The sequence below is a fragment of the Paraburkholderia podalyriae genome (assembly GCF_014397785.1).
GTDB lineage: Bacteria > Pseudomonadota > Gammaproteobacteria > Burkholderiales > Burkholderiaceae > Paraburkholderia > Paraburkholderia podalyriae.
The window spans coordinates 1-17431 of sequence record NZ_VZQQ01000056.1 but is presented as its reverse complement, the minus strand read 5'-3'; the positions used below and the strand labels follow the sequence as shown (position 1 = coordinate 17431).

The window sequence follows — 17431 nt, the reverse complement described above, 5'->3', positions numbered from 1 at the left end:
TGTGCTCCTTTAGGTGGGTCAAGCACCGGCCGCGACGACAGGAATGTTCGCTTCCCGCGCCGGATCGCGCGCGGCCAGATCGATAGCGGCCTGCGGCAGCGGCCAGTCGGCCGGATCGTGATGCGGAATCCGTTCGATCATCAGGTTGGCGATCTCAAAGATCAGGTTCATCGTGCCGCGGTAGCCGACGTAGCGTCGATGTGAGTTCCCAACCCGGTCGAAGACCGGAAAACCGATCCGGAAGAGCGGCTTTTGTAGGTGCTCGGCCATCTGCCTGCCGTGCGAATGCGTGATCAGCAGGTCGCAGTCCGCCGCGGAGCGCTCCATGTCTTCGAGATCGCCGATCACGACCTGATCAGCGGGCAGCAACGCGTGCGCGGGCGATCGCGTCGTGCTGATGCAGCAGCGCAACTGCGCGCCCATCTCGTGCAGCATGCTGCCGACCGCGAACAGCAGATCGGGCTCTGCGCCGATCGCGACCTTGATGCCTCCAGTGTAGAAATGGCCGTCTAGCATCGCATCGAGCAATTGGCTGCGCTGACGCCGGTATTTCGCGGGAACAGGTCGTCCGGAGCGCTGCGCGAGCAATTGCAGCAGACGATCGTTGGGTTCCAGTCCGGTGAGCCGCCCGAACACTTCGAACGGTGTGCCAGCGATAGCATGCAATGCCTCCGCGCCGTCGCGCGTCTGCTCGCCCACGCCGATCGTAAATGCCGATGCACCCGCGGCCCGGATCTCCGCGAGCGTGGTACCGCCCAGTGTGGTGCCGCGCCAGTCCGGCGCGATATGGCCGTCGAGCGAGCCGGAAATGTCGGGCAGCACAATGACATCGAAGCCGAACGCTTCGATGATCTCGCGCAGTTCGTCGATGTCCCCAGGCGACAGATGGCTGCCGGGCAGCAGCGTCACCTGATTGGCCACCGTTGGCAACGCCTTGACCAGCGCGTTGACGATGCCGGTAATCGCATGCCGGTAGCCGTCTTCGAATGCGCCGACATAGTCGGGGGTCGACACATAGACGATCTCAGTGTCGTTGAGTTCGGGCTTGCGCTTGCGCACGGTAACGAGATAGCCGGCCACGTCGTCGCCCTCGGTCTCGGTGAGACCTGTTGAACAGATCGCGATGACCTTCGGCGCAGCGCGCTTGAGGATGTTGAGCAGCGCGGCCTCGATGTTCTCGTAGCCGCCGAGCACCGCGGTGACTTCGTCCATGGCTGTCGTCTGCAGCGGGATCGCCTCCCTGAAGTGGCGCACCAGCAGCACGAGGCCGAACGACGTGCAGCCCTGCGAGCCGTGCATCACGGGCATGCAGGCATCGAGCCCAAGGAACGCGAGGCTCGCGCCCAGCGGCTGGCTCATCTTGAGCGGATTGACCGCACAGGCTTTCATAGATTCGACGACATCGGCCATGGCATGTTCTCGAGTTCGGGGGCGTCAGGTCGGTATACCGGGTTCGAGGCTCATCGCCCCCACACCGGGGCGCTCGACGGCGGGCGCGCGGCTTCCGCTTGGACCACACCGAGCGCTCCCCCGTCGTCGCCCCACGGAGCAGGGATCCGCACCTGTTGCCACACCGGGTTGTAGATCGCGCGGTCGATCTCATGTACCAGCTCGACGATTCCCTCGTAGCCGCCATAAGGGTGGTGGCGTTCCTGATTGATGTCGAGCCACGGTATGCGGGCCTTCAGTGCGACGAACTGTGAGCGGCCACCCGACAGCATGATGTCGGCCCGCGCGTCCCTGAGCATCGCGTACATCTCGCGCGGAGTCATGCCGTCGATCATGTGGGCGTCGTCGCCCATGATCTCCTTGATCTTGTCCTTGTCTTCCTTGGTGCTCTTCTTGACGCTGGTGCCGACGATTTCGAGCCCTGCTTCCTGCAGCGCGGAAACCACCGACCAAGACTTCACGCCACCTGTGATGAGCAACACCCGCTTGCCAGTAAGGCGCGCTTTGTACTGCGCGATGCGCTCCCACGCGCGCGCTTCCTCGACGGCGATCAGGCGCTCGGTCCGCTCGAGCAGATCGTCCGGCGCGCCCTGCTGCACGAGCAGGCTGGCGATATGGCGCAGCGTGTTGCTCATGTCGCCGATCCCATAGAACGAGCCCTCGAAGTAAGGGATGCCGTAGCGTCGCTGCATCTTTGTCGCGATGTTGATCATCGACTTCGAGCAGACCATCATGTTGACCTTGGCGCGATGCGAACTTGCGATCTCGTTGTAGCGTCCGTCGCCGGCGATGCACGAGAGGATACGGATGCCTAGCGCGTCGAGCAGCGGCTTGGTCTGCCAGAGTTCGCCCGACAGGTTGTATTCGCCAATGACGTTGATGTCATACGGCGTCGTGTACTCGGGCTCGCGCGTGCCGATCACATAGTTGAGGATCGCCTCGCCGCCAAGCTTGTTGCCCAGATTCTTCGGCCCCGCGAAACCGGGGGAAATGACCGGAATCACCGGCTTGCAAAATTGTTCGGTGGCGCGCTTGCAGACTGCCTCGATGTCGTCGCCGATCAGCGCAGTGACGCAGGTCTGGTAGACGAACACTGCGGGCGGATCGTATTTCTCGATGATTTCGCGCACGCTCCTGAACAGGCGCTTCTCGCCGCCGTACACCACGTCGAGTTCGTTGATATCGGTGGTGAAGCCCGTGCGATAGAGTTGCGGACCGGACGAAGCGGCGTGCCGGTTGTCCCACGAGTTACCTTCACAAGCAATCGGCCCGTGCACGAGGTGTGCGACGTCCACCACCGGCTGCAAAGCGATCTTCGCGCCGTCGAACGCGCACCCGCCTGCGGCCGAACCCGGCGAAAGCTGCTTCGTGCAGCCCCTTTTGCGTTCCTTCTCGCTCTTGCCTTGATTCTTGTCGCAACCCGGCTCGTCGAAAACTTCGGCGATTTGGGCATTGAGCGAAGCAGACATGACGTGCTCCTGATGGATGGACGTTTCTCTAGTGGCAAGTTCCATACCACCGGGAAACGCCTTGAAAACGTGCCAATTGGCGCTGAAGCAGTCGCTCGCGCGCATCGTCATGGCGAGTTTGAACGGTTTGCGACAGACGGTTCGCGACACAGAAAACGACAACACACGTTCACTGCCTGCCTTGCCGTTCCGTATTTAGCAGGACCCGTGCGATCGCATTCGCGCGCGCCTCCAGCAACGCATCCGGCCTCAAGGGTTCGCGAACCGCCAGGTAAGCAGTCAGCGCGCGGCGCATCCGTGGAGCTTTCGCGTAGTCCGTCTACCATGACCGGGATACGCCGCAAAGTCGCAGAGACAGACTTCCAGCAAGCGCTCGAAGCGCTCAGGCCTGATCTCGGCCGGTACGCGTTCGAGCAATGCACCGAGCGCGCCTGCGCGCATATCCCGAACGCTCTTCCAGTGTGTATGCGCCATTCGCGCCGCCTGCCCCGCTGGGCGGCTCAGTCGTCGTCGACCAGCGCGAGCAGTTCGCGCGGCGTTACCTCGTCATTGATCTCCGCGAGGCTCAACGGGTCGGACGCCGTCACCTCGCGCTCAAAGTCGTCGTAGGCGAACCACGCACGCAGCGGCACTGAGTCAGACTGCTCGACTACATAAATCATGCCCCGCTCCCTCGCTGAGATTCGTCACGCAGGCTAGCTGTAGCGGCTCGATAACATAAATCTCCAAGGCCCGATAACAGCGCCTTTTCGGGATTACATTGGCTGAGAATATCGGCGCGTCCAGGTCCACATTAAGTGAGAACGGGGCCACGTTAACTGAGAACGGCTCGATAACATCGGCCAGGACCACAATCAGTGAGAATGCTCGACGGGCACGCCGGTAGCCAGCAGATGAAATGGTGAGTCAGGGGCGGCATATGGGCCGCCGGCCCTTTCCGATCATTCTTCCGGACCGGACCCCTCGCTCCCTGCAACGCTCAGAAGCACTGGTCACCCACGATTCGTACTTGCGGTTTTTCCCGTGCGGGTGCGCCGCCAAGGAGCGCCTGACTCAGGTATCCGCTGCGCACCAGCATGTCCTGCAACGCGTTTTCAGCATCCTCCATGCTCACTTCGCCCTGTGCCTTACGCGCAATACTTTGCTGGGCCAACCGTCGCACCAGCTCCTTGATGAATGCAGCGCTGACGCCTTCAGTCCGCTCCACTGCAAACGCTGCGACGTCTGCCGGGATGCTCATCCTCGAACCGTAGAGCCGGAGCAGGCGCGCCCGGCAATCCGCATCAGGTGCCGGTATTTCAATGGCCTGATCAACCCGGCCCGGACGGGCCGCGAGCGCCTCCTCGATTTCCTCCGGCCGGTTGGTGGTAAGCACGAACAGGATCTCGGCGTCCTGGTGAAGTCCGTCCATTTCGTTGAGCAAGCGGTTGAGCAGACTCTCTTCCTTCGGGCCGCGCATCTCGGTGCGATGTCTCCCGATCAGATCGACGTCCTCGATGACCACCATGCTTGGCTGTAGCAACCGGGCCAGCAGCATATAGTTGTCGAGTTGCCCCACTTGATTGGCGCTGATCAGAAGGGTGGTATGCGCTGGCAGATTGCTGGCGAGGTACTTGATCGTATGGGTTTTGCCCGTTCCGGGCGGCCCGTACAGCAGGACACCCTTTTGCAAGGACTGGCGTAATGTCTTTAATCCTTCTCTGGTGCGTGCGAATTCAAAAATATTGCGATCCAGCAGCTCCATGGTTTGCGGTGACAGGATGACGTCCTGACGCTCCACGGCAGGCAGACGGTGCACGACGATGCTGCGGGGCTGGCCTGAATAATCCTCAGTTACCTCGAGGGAAAGAACCTTGCCCCGGTACAGACGGGACTCGCGAATTGCCTGCTCCAGCCCCGCATACACCTCGCTGCCGAAGGTCAGCCCGCGCGCGCTGGGCAGACTGACAATCTCCACGCTCGCGATAGACGTGTTCATTCCTTCCATGTGCTGCTCGAACAGCACAGCGGCTCTCAGCTCGCCATCGGTGATCAGCCACAAGCCGTTGTCGAGTACCGCGACCGGTGTTTCTTCTCCGACATCGACATCCCGGTATTTCACAGGAGCAAGGGACACCGTGGTAGACATCGGGCCGGTACTCTGCGCAAACAGCGAGGAAATTGTCAACGGAAACCGCTCATGAACCTGATTGAGGCCGAGAAGGCGCGGAGCGAACGGCGTCAGCAGGCGGGAGAGCGTCTGTTGAAGCTCGGGGCGCGTGTGATGGGGAAACTGCCGCTGCGAGGAGGTGAGCTCTTCCGGGGACCGATCATCAAAATGCGCAGCTAGCGCTTCCCATGCAAATTGCTGCCTTACCGGGTCAAGGTTCTTGTGATCAATATCGATGAACTGGCTCATGAACGGACTCTTTGATATTAGATGGCGGCGCCAAGTACCGATGCGAACGCGCAACAACGAGTCGCTACAGCTAGCTACATACAGCGCAGCAATTTCGTTTTCAGCGGTGCCCCGCTACTCGACACCCTCCGCCGCAATCTTCGCCCACACCGCACGAGGTAACCGCGGCGCGATGCCCGCCGGGCTCGCGTCGAACTGCCGTCGAGCCGCCGACATCGCACCCTGTGCAATCGCAATCTCCTCGTGCGTCAATGGCAACCGGCCGGCCACATGCGCGGGCCCCCGGGCAGCACGTGGGCGATCATCTGCGGGTTCCGGTGTTCGGGCAGCGGGACGAGGTGGTCGGCCTCGCCCACACCGGCCAGGCAAACCTAGTCGTTGATGACCTCGACGTTATGGCCGTCCTGCGTCATCTTGACCAGAGCTGCGTCTGCCGCGCCCGATGCATCCGCTGTGTCTGCCATAGCCGCGCTCTCCTCGTCAGCGAATGATGTCGTAGCTGTAGTCGGTCTTCGCCACGTCGATCGTGTTGGCGTCGAGCGCTTCGAAGAACTCGTCCAGCAGCATGACCAGCACCCGCAACCCACCTTCATAGCCCCAGGTCGGGAAGCGATGGTAATGGTGGCGATCGAAGATCGGGAACACCATGCGTATCAGCGGCGTTTTGGTATCGCGCTCGAGATATTTGCCGTAGGTGTTGCCGATCAGGAAATCCACCGGCTCGGTAAACAGCAGTGAGCGCATGTGCCACAGATCGCGTTTCGGATACACCTTGCAGCCGGCGCCGTAGGGCGACGCGTCGAACAGCGCCTGCAGCTTCGCAGCCCAGGTTTCGTTGCCGTTGGTCGCCAGCACGTGAGCCGGCTCGGCGCCGAGTTCCAGCAAGAACTGCGTGTAGCCTAGCATCTGGTCCGGGTCGCCGTAGAGTGCAAAGCGCTTGCCGTGCAGGTGGGCCTGACTGTCGGCCATCGCATCGACGAGCTGGCCTCGCTCCTTCTCCAGTTGCGCCGGAATCGACTTGCCGGTCACGCGCGAGATTTCCATCAGGAACTGATCGGTGCCCGCGACGCCAACCGGCGAGTTCAGCACCACCACTTCCTGGCCATGCTCGCCAATGAACTTGCTGGTCTTCTCGCAGCAGTATTCCTGGAACACGAAGGTTGCCTTCGCGTTCAACGCGCGCTCGACTTCCTCCTTGGTCGTGCCACCTTCGTACATCCGGAACTTGCCGTCGGTCGGCGTATTCCACGTTTCGGATGGGTCGCAGATGATGTTCACCGTCACGCCGAACAGATCGAAGATGCGGCGAATTTCCTTCATGTTGCCGACCACGTAGCCGTCGAAGCCGCCGATGAAGTTGACGCTGTCGTCGGGCACGCGCTCAAGCGGCATCGCTGTGCCGGCCTTGCCGTCCCAGAAGTGCTTGAGGATGCCGAGGAGCGCGTTGTCGTAGCCGGTCACGTGGCTGCCGACGAAGGCCGGCGTGTGCGCGAACGGCACGTCATAGTCTTCCGGCACGCTGCCCTTCTGCTTGCTGTTCTTGATGAGCGCGTCGAGGTCATCGCCGATCACTTCCGCCATGCAGGTCGTGGAGACCGCGATCATGTCGGGCTTGTACAGGTTGTACGCATTTGCGAGGCCGTCGATCATGTTGTTCATGCCGCCGAACACCGCCGCGTCCTCGGTCATCGACGAGCTGACGCACGAGGTCGGCTCCTTGAAGTGACGCGAGAAGTGCGAGCGGTAAAACGCTACACAGCCCTGCGAGCCATGCACAAAACTGAGCGTCTTGTGAAAGCCGTTGGCCACGTACACTGCGCCGAGCGGCTGGCAGGCCTTGGCCGGGTTGATGGTGAGCGAGTCGCGTGCAAAGTTCTTTTGCCGGTAGTCTTCGCTCTTGGTCCACTCGACGATCTGCTTGACCTGCTCGTCTGAATGGTTGAACTCGAAATTTTCCTTTTTCGCCTGGAAAATTTTCTGGTATTCGGGCTCACGGAACAGGAGTTCCTGATCGAGAATCTGGTCTGCGGATTGGGGCACGGGATGCTCCTGATATTCAATTCAAAGGCCTTCCGGCCGGCGATCAGTGCGGTGGCCGGCGCTTAGGGGGTTGCCTTCCAGGGCGCCTTGGCAAGCCCCCATACCGGGCTGGAAATAGCCATGTCCATGTCGCGCGCGAAAATGGCGTAGCCGTCGTAGCCGTGATATGGACCGGAATAGTCCCAGCTGTGCATCTGGCGAAACGGCACGCCCATCTTCTGGAATACGTACTTTTCCTTGATGCCGGAACCGACCAGATCGGGCTGGACCTGTTCGACGAACCTCTCGAACTCGTAGCCGGTCACGTCGTCGTAAATCAGTGTGCCGTCCTTCACGTAGTGCGTGGTGCGCTGATAGTCGTCGTTGTGGCCGAATTCGTAGCCGGTGCCGACCACGTTCATGCCGAGGTCTTCGTAGGCGCCGATCACGTGGCGCGGACGCAGGCCGCCAACGAACAGCATCACGGTCTTGTCCTGCAGGCGCGCTCTGAACTTCGCGTTCACCGCATCGACCAGCGGACGATACTTGGCGATCACCCTCTCCGCGTTGGCTTTGATGGTGTCGTCGAAGTGGCTGGCGATCTCGCGCAGGCTCTTCTCGATCATCGACGGGCCGAAGAAGTTGTATTCCACCCACGGAATGCGGTACTTCTCTTCCATGTGCCGGCTGATATAGTTCATCGAGCGGTAGCAATGCAGCAAATTGAGCTTGGCCTTAGGCGTGTTCTCGAGCTCGGCGATCGAGCCGTCGCCCGACCATTGCGCGATCACGCGCAGGCCGATCTCTTCGAGCAGAATCCGGCTCGACCAGGCATCGCCGCCGATGTTGTAATCGCCGATGATCGCAACATCGTAAGGCGTCGAAACAAATTCAGGCCTCTTGTCCGGATCGGCCTTGTCGAATATCCAGTCTCGAATCGCATCGTTAGCGAGATGGTGGCCCAGCGACTGGCTGACGCCGCGAAAACCTTCGCAGCGCACCGGCAAAATGGTGTGCCCTTCATACTGGACACTCTTCTTCTTCGAGACGGCCTCGATGTCGTCGCCGATCAGGCCGATCGGGCATTCACTCTGGATCGAGATGCCCTTGTTCAGCGGAAACAGTTCCTGAATCTCGTCGATGATCTTGTCGAGCTTCTTGTCGCCGCCGAACACGATGTCCTTTTCCTGAAAGTCCGACGTGAACTGCATCGTCACGAAGGTGTCGATACCGGTAGTGCCGATGTAGTAGTTGCGACGCGCGCCCCACGAGTACTGGCCGCAACCGACAGGACCATGACTGATGTGGATCATGTCCTTGATGGGCCCCCAGACCACGCCCTTCGAGCCGGCGTACGCGCAACCGCGAATCGTCATCACGCCGGGCAATGACTTGATGTTTGATTTCACGCCACAGTCGGGCTTGCCGTCATCGAAGGTGCCCAAATGCTTGGCACGCCGTTTGGCCATCTTCTCCGGATAGGCCTTCAGCACTTCTTCGATCAGGGCCTTGTTCGCGGCCTTGCGCTCTTCAACAGTGACGCTCATGGGAATGCTCCATAGGGTGAGTATCAAGCCTGGCAGCGGGTAACCGGCACGGCCCGGTTCATCGCTTGAAGAAGAACACCGGGCCGCGCGCAGCGGCGCTCGCTTAGGCGGTCAGTTCCGCTGCAGGCTTGCCGACTTGCGATTCGTCGATGGACGTCATGATTCCGTGCTCCATTAACAGGTCTTCCAGTTGATCCATCGTGATCGGCGTCGGGATCGTGCCGTTGCCCGCGTTGTTGTGCACCTTGGTGGCGAGCTGGCGATACTCTTCCGCCTGTTTGGATTCGGGCGCGAACTCGATCACCGTCATGCGGCGCAGCTCGGCGTGCTGCACGATGTTATCGCGCGGCACGAAGTGGATCAGCTTCGAACCGAGCATCTTCGCCAGCGCTTCGGCGAGTTCGAGCTCCTTGTCGGTCTGACGCTCGTTGCACACGAGCCCGCCGATCCGCACACCGCCGCTGTTCGCGTACTTCAGGATGCCCTTTGAAATGTTGTTGGCCGCATACATTGCCATCATTTCACCGGACATCACAATGTAGATTTCCTGCGCCTTGTTCTCACGAATCGGCATTGCGAAACCGCCGCACACCACGTCGCCGAGCACGTCGTACGACACGTAGTCCACGCCGTCATAGGCGCCGTTTTCCTCGAGGAAGTTGATCGACGTGATGACGCCACGGCCCGCGCAGCCGACGCCCGGTTCCGGACCACCGGACTCCACGCAACGGATGTTGCGGTAACCGATCTTCATCACGTCCTCGAGTTCGAGGTCCTCCACCGAGCCGGCTTCGGCCGCTAGCGACAGGATGGTGTCCTGCGCCTTTGCATGCAGGATCAGGCGGGTAGAGTCCGCCTTGGGATCGCAGCCGACGATCAGGATTTTCTGCCCGAGTTCGGTCAGGGCTGCCAGGGTGTTCTGCGAGGTGGTCGACTTGCCGATACCGCCTTTACCGTAGAACGCGATTTGCCGAAGTTTAGACATTGCATTTCTCCATTCAGGAAGAAGGGTTGAAATCAGGGTTGCGTAACCGCGACCATGTCAGCCTGTCGTGCCTGTATGGGTCTTCTTATATCGAGTCACGCATCGGCCGGACCTGTGTCCGCGCTGGACTCCAAACGCAGCTTCTGTGCCACGTCACCAGCGGTACTGCGACGCGTCCGCCCCGCCGCGCTGCGGCGGTTGGTTCGGGGACTTTTGCGGACTCCTCTTCTGTCTTGTCGATTTCGCGACAAACCACGCGAACTTCGTCGCCAATGAAACCATTCGGGCGCGTTTGTCGTGCGATTTCTGTCGCATTGGCCTGCGTGCAGCCGGACAATCGCCGGGTTGCGGCCTGGTTCGGTTATTGCGTTGATCGCGCCATGGACACACCAGCCACCCAACCTTCTCGACCCATGCCGCGCGAGACGCACTTCGATCGTCTAGGCGGCGAGACCGCCGTCATCCGCCTGGTCGATGCGTTCTATCGGCACATGGATACGCGGGCCGACGCGCAGCGCATTCGGGCGATGCATCACTCGGACCTGTCTTCGACGAAGGCCGTGCTGGTGCTGTATCTGTGCGAATGGCTCGGCGCCGACAAGCAGTACTCGGCACAGCGCGGCCAACCACGGCTGCGCAGGCGTCATGCCACATTCGCGATCGGCACCGCCGAACGGGATGCGTGGCTAGCTTGCATGCGCGCCGCGTTCGACGAGACGGGTGTCGATCCGGCGCTGCGCGACGAACTGATGCAGGCCTTTTTCAAAATCGCCGACCGGATGCGCAATGCGCAGACGTGAATTCCTCTTCAACGCTGTTTAACCCAAGGATCTGTGATGACCGAAACGCTCGCCCACAAGGAGATCGACGACACCGCGTTCGCCCGTCTCGAACACGAAGGCCGTCTGCTCAATCCGGTTCTCAAGGGGCTGACGAACAAGTCCGGCCGGGTCGGCTTCCGCGGCGAACTTGCGCTGCGGTTTGCCCCAAAGCTCGCCGACGAAGCGCGGCCTCCGGAGCTGACCTGCGATCAGGTGATGGCATGCGCGACGATCGGACATAAGCACTTGCCGTTCTTCGCCGGGTATCTGTTGAGCTTCGAGCATCTGAAGGACGTGGCCGAGGTACTCAGCGACACGCTCTCGGCGGGTGGCAAGTACTTTCTGTTTTGCGACAACATCGACCTGAGCAAGCGATATCAGGTGCCGTACAAGGGCGCGATGTTCTATGTGCTGCCGATTCTCGAGTCCACCGTCTACAACGAGATGCTCGAACTGCTGTACCTCGAAAAGAACGAATTGAAGAAAAAGGACTCAGGCGGCAAGCTGGATGCGGTAGCGGACGCGGCCATCAAGTTCGACGTGACCTTCGACACGATCACCTACAGCGAAGGACTTGAATTGATGGGGCCAGTGCGCAACCCCAACGAGAACCGGCCCGTCTGAGGCGCGGGTCCCGACGGCTGCCGCCCGCGCTGCTGCGCCAACCGATGTTCCCTTGCACCCGAACGCGACCATGATCATGCACACCGACACTGTTTTCGTCGTCCGCGAACGCCTGGCCTCGCGCGTTGTCCGGAACGCCGATGCACAACTCGATACGATCGTGCCCACCGCACTTTCCACTTGGCTGGCGTACCACGGCTTCCCTGCTCCGCATTCGCGCTGCGTGAACGGCGAAACGCCGTTGATGCGCGCCGCGCAGCATGGCGAGGACGCGGTCGTCGAAGCGTTGCTCGCACTCGGCGCACGCGCCGACGCGCTCGATGACGACGGCAACCATGCGCTCTGGTTCGCGTGCCTGCACGGCGGCCCCGCGACCATCCTGCGGCTGATCGACGCCGGCGCGCCGATCGACCATGTGAACGACGACGACATCACATGCCTGATGCAGGCAGCCGCGAGCGGTCGCCTCGACGTCCTGCAGATGCTGCTTGCGCATGGGGCGAACGCAGAACTGTGCGCACCGGATGGCCGCAGCGCGCTCGACATGGCAGCCGACCTCGGGCTGCAACTGCTGCTTGCTTTCGGATGACAGGCGTTGTTAGCGAGTCTTAAGAGGAACGTGCGTCGCGCGACCAGCGAAATCGGTCCACTGATCAGTCGAAAAATCGTATAGTTTGCAGCCTCGTGCGGTGTCGAAGTACCAACGCCACGAAAACCGCTGCACGACGATCCGTTCCGGAAGCATCGCTTCGAGGGTTCGCTGAGCACCGACGAGCCCGTATAGAGGGAGACTCATGTCGACGTGATGCGCGGTGTGCTCCATGATGTGATGAAACAGCGCGCCAAAACGCCAGCGAAAGGTCAAGTGCACCGTCGTGGATACGAACGGATCCGAACGCCCCCATTTCGCGCGATCGTCGTACCAGCGGATTTGCGGATGCGTGTGGTGCGCGTACACGACGAAACCCACCATCGCGCACCAGAACAGGAACGGCACCCCGAACCCGCATGCGATTGACGGGACCACCCCCCGCTGCGTCGCGCGAGCGATCCACGCGAGCGCGCCGATCCACAGCAGTGCGAACACCGATACCAGCGTGCAGTCACGGAAGAACACGGGGCGCCGCGTCGGCATTGCGGCCCGCGACGGGAAAAACATCTTCGTCCACCAAATTTCGATCATGTAGTAGAGACCGGGCGCCCAGCCGCTGCGATAGATACGTTCCAGTGCGCGCCGTGGCCCACTCAAGGCGCGATATTCGTGGATCGTCAGCGGTGCCCACACAAAATCGACGCCTTTCAGGTTCGTGTAGCCGTGATGCACCACGTTGTGACCCACTTGCCACAGGCTGTACGGCGTGAGCGACGGCAGGAAGGCGATCCGGCCCAGCCAGCGGTTGAGCGTGCGGTGCCGGGTCAGGCTCTCATGACATGCGTCGTGACCGATGACGAAGAGCCGTCCGATGACGAAGCCCGCGATGCATCCGAATACGGTCTTCAGCACGAACCCGTGCGCGAACACGCTCGCGGCGAGCGCACACAATAGCAAAACGTAGTCGAGCACAAGCAGCAGAAGCGCGTAGGCGGTGCGGCGTTCGGCGAATGGTGTCAGCCACGAGCGGATGACCTTGCGATGGGGCAATGGCTTATTGGCGGGAACGGGGTGATTCGGACTGTTCATGAAGAAGACCGATAGAGCGGTGCAGCACAACACTACGCACGCGGCCGACGGCTGCATGCCGTGTCCGCGATGATGTGACCAGACAGTTTCGCGCTGGTGGCGAGTCAGCGCGACATCATGTTCATGCTGACATTGTGCATTACCCAGATCGTGCCGAAGATCAGGAACAGCGCGGCGAGCGCGGTGTAGCATAACGCCAGCACGTTCCAGCGCTGGCCGCGCGACAGGTCGAGATGCAGGAACGTCACCAGATGCACGACGATCTGCACGAACGCCAGCAACGCGAGCGCCATAATCGCGGAGCCGGACGGCAGCAACCGTTGCGTGACGATCGAGAATGAGCCCGCCGTCAGCGCCACGGCAAGCACGAAACCGGTGATATAACCGGCGAAGTCACCACGCGAGGCGGTCGTGGACGTCGAGTGTGAATGGACCATTTAGAGCATGCTCCCGAGATAGACAAACGAAAACACGCAGATCCACACGATGTCGAGGAAGTGCCAGAAGAGGCTCAGGCATGTCAGACTCGTGAGGTCGCGACCGGACAGTTCAGGCGAGCGGACGACATGCACGACGAGCACGGCCATCCAGACGAGGCCGGCTGTCACGTGCAGGCCGTGGGTGCCAACCAGCGTGAAGAACGACGACAGGAAGGCGCTGCGACTGGGCCCTGCACCGTCGGCGACCAGGTGCGAGAACTCGCGCAGCTCTAACGCGAGGAACAGCGCGCCAAGCACGAACGTCACGAGGAGCCAGCCGATCACGGCACCACGCCCCTGGCGCTGTGCGCCGAGCATCGCGAAGCCGTAGGTGGTGCTGCTCAGCAGCAGCGCGCCGGTTTCGAGTGCAACACCCGGGATGTCGAACAGGTCCCGTCCGGACGCGCCACCCGCGAACTGGTGCGCCATTACGGCGAACACAGCGAACAACGACGCGAACAGCATGCAGTCGGTCATCAGGTACAGCCAGAAGCCGAACACGGTGGGCGTTGGGCCGTGGTCAGCGCTCGACCTGCCGTGATGGACGAGTAATGCAGATTGCGTCATGGATCAGGTCTCCGCGGATTCGGGTAATTCAAGGGCGGCCGGGGTGGGTGCGCTGCCGCGTCGTGCTTCGATTTCGCGCACGCGCGAGGCCGGAATCACGTAGCCATGGTCGTCGCGGAAGCTACGCGCGATCAGCGCGGCGACGATCGCGACGAAGGCCAGCACGGCGAGCCACGTGATGTGCCAGACGCCGGCGAAGCCGAGCACGAGGCTGAATGCGCCGATCAGGAACCCGTCCGCGGTGTTCGACGGTAGGTGGATGTCCTCGTAATGCGCCAGTGCGGCATTTGCTGCGCCGCTTTCCTTCATGTGCGCGAACGCGTCGAGCTGGTGGACGACCGGTATGCGCGCGAAGTTGTAGACAGCGGGCGGCGACGCGGTGGCCCATTCGAGCGTGCGGCCGTTCCACGGGTCGCCCGTCAGGTCGCCGTATTCCGGCTCGTTGCGATGGATCACGCTCACGACGACCTGGGCGATCTGGTGCACGACACCGAGTGCGATCAGCACCACGCCGCATGCGGCGACGAACAGCCAGGGATGCCAGGTCGGGTTGTCGTAGTGATTCAGGCGCCGGGTCATGCCCATGAAGCCGAGCACGTAGAGCGGCACGAACGACACGTAGAAGCCGACGAACCAGCACCAGAACGCCCGCTTGCCGAGCTTCTCGTTAAGCTTGAAGCCGAACGCCTTCGGGAACCAGTAATGGAAGCCTGCGAGATAGCCGAACACGACGCCGCCTATGATCGCGTTGTGAAAGTGCGCGATCAGGAACAGGCTGTTGTGCAGCACGAAGTCCACGCCCGGGATCGCCATCATCACGCCCGTCATGCCGCCGATTGTGAACGTGACCATGAAGCCAATCGTCCACAGCACGGGTGCCGTGAACTCGATGCGACCGCGGTACATCGTGAACAACCAGTTGAAGATTTTTACGCCCGTGGGGATCGCGATGACCATCGTCATAATGCCGAAGAACGCGTTGACGTCCGCGCCGGAACCCATCGTGAAGAAGTGGTGCGCCCACACGAGGAATGCGAGCACCGTGATCGCGCACGACGCGTAGACCATCGTTCTGTAGCCAAACAGCGGTTTCTTCGCGAAGGTCGCGATCACTTCCGAATAGATGCCGAACGCGGGCAGCACGAGGATGTACACCTCCGGGTGGCCCCACGCCCAGATCAGGTTCAGGTACAGCATCGCGTTTCCGCCGAGCTCATTTGTGAAAAAGTGCATGCCTGCGTAGCGGTCGAGGCCGAGCAGTGCGAGCGTCACGGTCAGGATCGGGAACGTTGCCATGATCAGCACGTTCGAGCACAGCGCGGTCCACGTGAACACCGGCATCTTCATCAGCGTCATGCCGGGCGCGCGCAGCTTGACGATCGTCACGAAGAAGTTGATCGCGGTAATCAGCGTACCGACGCCGGAGAGCTGCAGACTCCAGATGTAGTAGTCGACCCCGACGCCGGGACTGAACTGCAGCTCCGAGAGCGGTGGATACGCGAGCCAGCCGACCTGCGCGAACTCGCCGATCACGAGCGACAGATTGATCAGGATCGCGCTGATCGCCGTCATCCAGAAGCTCAGCGAATTCAGGAACGGGAAGGCGACGTCGCGCGCGCCGATCTGCAGCGGCACGACAAGATTGAAGAGGCCGACCATCAGCGCCATAGCCATGAAGAAAATCATGATGACACCGTGCGCGGTGAATATCTGGTCGTAGTGGTGCGGCGGCAGGTAACCGGGGCCGTGAAACGCGATCGCGAGCTGAAGCCGCATCATTACGGCGTCGACAAAACCGCGCGTGAGCATCAGTACCGCGACGATGATGTACATGATGCCGATCTTCTTGTGATCGACGCTTGTCAGCCACTCGGTCCAGAGCCACTTCCAGCGGCCGAGCTTCGTGAGCGTGACGATGACCGCCAGCACGATGAGCGCCATGAGCGCGGCCGCGCCCATGATGATCGGCTGATCGAACGGAATCGCGCCGGGCGTGAGTTTTCCAAACATGGCTTACTCCGTGGTCTGCGTGCGACAGGCGGCGTCGCGGAAGGCCGTGACGTTGCCGTTGTTGTATCGGGCAACGATGTTGCGGAACAGGTGCTGGTCGATCGATGAGAAGTAGCGTACCGACTGCTTCTCGCTCGGCTTCGCGACTTCGGCGTATTCGTCCATGCTCAGACGGTCCGGCGAAGCCTTGACCTTCCGCACCCATGCGCCGAAGTCGGTGGCGCTCGTCGCGAGCGTGCGGAACTTCATGTCGGCGAATCCCTTGCCGCTGAAGTTGGCGGACATGCCTTCGAAATTTCCCGGTGCATCCGCGATCAGGTGCAGACGGGTCTGCATGCCGACCATTGCATACACCTGGGTGCCGAGTTGCGGGATGAAGAATGAGTTCATCACCGAGTCCGACGTGATCCGGAAATTCACCGGCGTATCGACTGGCACGGCGAGCTGGTTCACCGACGCAATGCCGAGGTCCGGGTAGATGAAGAGCCACTTCCAGTCGAGCGCGACCACCTCGACGTCGATCGGCTTCACGCTCGACTGCAGCGGCTGGTACGGGTCGAGCTCATGCGTGGTGCGCCACGTCAGGATACCGAGGTACAGGATGATCAGGGCGGGGATCGTCCAGATGACGATCTCGATCGCCGTCGAGTGCGCCCATTTGGGTGCATAGACCGCGTGACGGTTCGACGCACGGTAGCGCCACGCGAAGAACAGCGTTAGCAGGATCACCGGGATCACGACGATCAGCATCGCCCACGTGGCGGTGGCGATCAGCGACTTCTCGGCCGCGCCGACGCTGCCTTTTGGATCAAGCACAGTCAGATCACATCCCGATAGACAGGCGCTCAATGTTGTGACGATGGCTATCGACCGTTTCCTTAAGGTTTTTCTGTCTGTCATAGTGGTTAAATTCGGGTTGTGGCACTTTTGACCTGAAGCTGGCTTGACGCATGCGGCGTCACACTCGCAGCGTCATGGTCCGATAACCGGCCAGCTTTGTGATTGATGTCGATCAAGGATGAACAAAGCGGCGGGGTGCGGTGCACTGACGCAGGGCGCGGGCTAAATCAGGCGATCGCCCATGTCTTCATGGCTGAACTGAAGCAGAGCCAGGCTACGAGGGATGGCCTCGATCTGGCAATCGAGGGTCGTGACGGGGCACGTGGCGCGGAACGAAGGACAGACTCTGCGGCGCCCGTGTGAACAGGGGAACACCTTGCTGACGGTGCGGTTTGCGGGTAATGCAACGCTCGCAGTGTACCGGCTCCGGTTGTTTGGACACGCTCTTGCAACTCAGGCGGCCAGCTTCATCAGCCGTTCCTGACGGGCTTCGAGGGGTGATTTGAAGCCCAGCTTTTCAAGGCGCCAGTTGCGATTGTATC

Annotated in this window: 15 protein-coding genes; 3 read left to right on the top strand and 12 right to left on the bottom strand. The window is 61.3% G+C overall.

The features are described 5' to 3' along the window. Nucleotides 1-18: 18 nt before the first annotated feature. From nifN to nifH, 7 genes are all read right to left on the bottom strand, one after another. Complete coding sequence (gene nifN, locus F6X42_RS34135) at nucleotides 19-1410, bottom strand: nitrogenase iron-molybdenum cofactor biosynthesis protein NifN (protein WP_187638393.1); 1392 nt, start codon at nucleotides 1408-1410, stop codon at nucleotides 19-21. A gap of 50 nt (nucleotides 1411-1460) precedes the next feature. Then, nucleotides 1461-2918: a nitrogenase iron-molybdenum cofactor biosynthesis protein NifE gene (gene nifE, locus F6X42_RS34130; protein WP_187638392.1), complete on the bottom strand. Its 1458-nt coding sequence runs from the start codon at nucleotides 2916-2918 to the stop codon at nucleotides 1461-1463. Nucleotides 2919-3418: 500 nt separating this feature from the next. Continuing rightward, nucleotides 3419-3580 (bottom strand): hypothetical protein, encoded by a 162-nt coding sequence (locus tag F6X42_RS34125; RefSeq protein ID WP_187638408.1) that lies wholly within the window; start codon nucleotides 3578-3580, stop codon nucleotides 3419-3421. A gap of 317 nt (nucleotides 3581-3897) precedes the next feature. Further along, complete coding sequence (locus F6X42_RS34120) at nucleotides 3898-5316, bottom strand: AAA family ATPase (RefSeq protein ID WP_187638391.1); 1419 nt, start codon at nucleotides 5314-5316, stop codon at nucleotides 3898-3900. Nucleotides 5317-5796: 480 nt separating this feature from the next. Further along, nucleotides 5797-7356 carry a nitrogenase molybdenum-iron protein subunit beta gene (nifK, locus tag F6X42_RS34110; RefSeq protein WP_187638390.1) on the bottom strand — a complete coding sequence of 520 codons (1560 nt, stop codon included), beginning with the start codon at nucleotides 7354-7356 and terminating at the stop codon, nucleotides 5797-5799. 62 nt (nucleotides 7357-7418) lie between these two features. Next, the gene (gene nifD / locus F6X42_RS34105; protein ID WP_187638389.1) at nucleotides 7419-8882 is read right to left on the bottom strand and encodes a nitrogenase molybdenum-iron protein alpha chain; all 1464 of its coding nucleotides are present in this window, start codon (nucleotides 8880-8882) and stop codon (nucleotides 7419-7421) included. A gap of 103 nt (nucleotides 8883-8985) precedes the next feature. Further along, complete coding sequence (gene nifH, locus F6X42_RS34100) at nucleotides 8986-9867, bottom strand: nitrogenase iron protein (protein WP_018423167.1); 882 nt, start codon at nucleotides 9865-9867, stop codon at nucleotides 8986-8988. A gap of 413 nt (nucleotides 9868-10280) precedes the next feature. On the opposite strand from nifH, the gene F6X42_RS34095 reads away from it, so the two are divergent. The 3 genes from F6X42_RS34095 to F6X42_RS34085 all read left to right on the top strand — a co-directional run bounded on the left by F6X42_RS34095 (nucleotide 10281) and on the right by F6X42_RS34085 (nucleotide 11901). Next, nucleotides 10281-10667, top strand: a complete 387-nt coding sequence (locus F6X42_RS34095; protein ID WP_187638405.1) for a group II truncated hemoglobin — start codon at nucleotides 10281-10283, stop codon at nucleotides 10665-10667. A 36-nt stretch (nucleotides 10668-10703) separates the two neighbouring features. Beyond that, nucleotides 10704-11312 carry a hypothetical protein gene (locus F6X42_RS34090; protein ID WP_187638388.1) on the top strand — a complete coding sequence of 203 codons (609 nt, stop codon included), beginning with the start codon at nucleotides 10704-10706 and terminating at the stop codon, nucleotides 11310-11312. Between the two features lie 76 nt (nucleotides 11313-11388). After that, nucleotides 11389-11901 carry an ankyrin repeat domain-containing protein gene (locus F6X42_RS34085; RefSeq protein WP_246530352.1) on the top strand — a complete coding sequence of 171 codons (513 nt, stop codon included), beginning with the start codon at nucleotides 11389-11391 and terminating at the stop codon, nucleotides 11899-11901. Between the two features lie 9 nt (nucleotides 11902-11910). Here the strand turns inward: F6X42_RS34085 and F6X42_RS34080 are convergent, their stop codons facing one another. The 5 genes from F6X42_RS34080 to cyoA form a co-directional block, all read right to left on the bottom strand. Continuing rightward, nucleotides 11911-12993 carry a fatty acid desaturase gene (locus F6X42_RS34080; RefSeq protein ID WP_246530348.1) on the bottom strand — a complete coding sequence of 361 codons (1083 nt, stop codon included), beginning with the start codon at nucleotides 12991-12993 and terminating at the stop codon, nucleotides 11911-11913. Between the two features lie 104 nt (nucleotides 12994-13097). Next, the gene (cyoD, locus tag F6X42_RS34075; RefSeq protein WP_187638386.1) at nucleotides 13098-13430 is read right to left on the bottom strand and encodes a cytochrome o ubiquinol oxidase subunit IV; all 333 of its coding nucleotides are present in this window, start codon (nucleotides 13428-13430) and stop codon (nucleotides 13098-13100) included. Then, a complete protein-coding gene (gene cyoC / locus F6X42_RS34070; protein ID WP_187638385.1) occupies nucleotides 13431-14039 on the bottom strand; it encodes a cytochrome o ubiquinol oxidase subunit III in 609 nt (202 codons plus the stop codon). A gap of 3 nt (nucleotides 14040-14042) precedes the next feature. Then, a complete protein-coding gene (cyoB, locus tag F6X42_RS34065) occupies nucleotides 14043-16049 on the bottom strand; it encodes a cytochrome o ubiquinol oxidase subunit I (RefSeq protein ID WP_187638384.1) in 2007 nt (668 codons plus the stop codon). A gap of 3 nt (nucleotides 16050-16052) precedes the next feature. Continuing rightward, a complete protein-coding gene (gene cyoA / locus F6X42_RS34060) occupies nucleotides 16053-16949 on the bottom strand; it encodes a ubiquinol oxidase subunit II (RefSeq protein ID WP_246530347.1) in 897 nt (298 codons plus the stop codon). Nucleotides 16950-17431 lie beyond the last annotated feature (482 nt).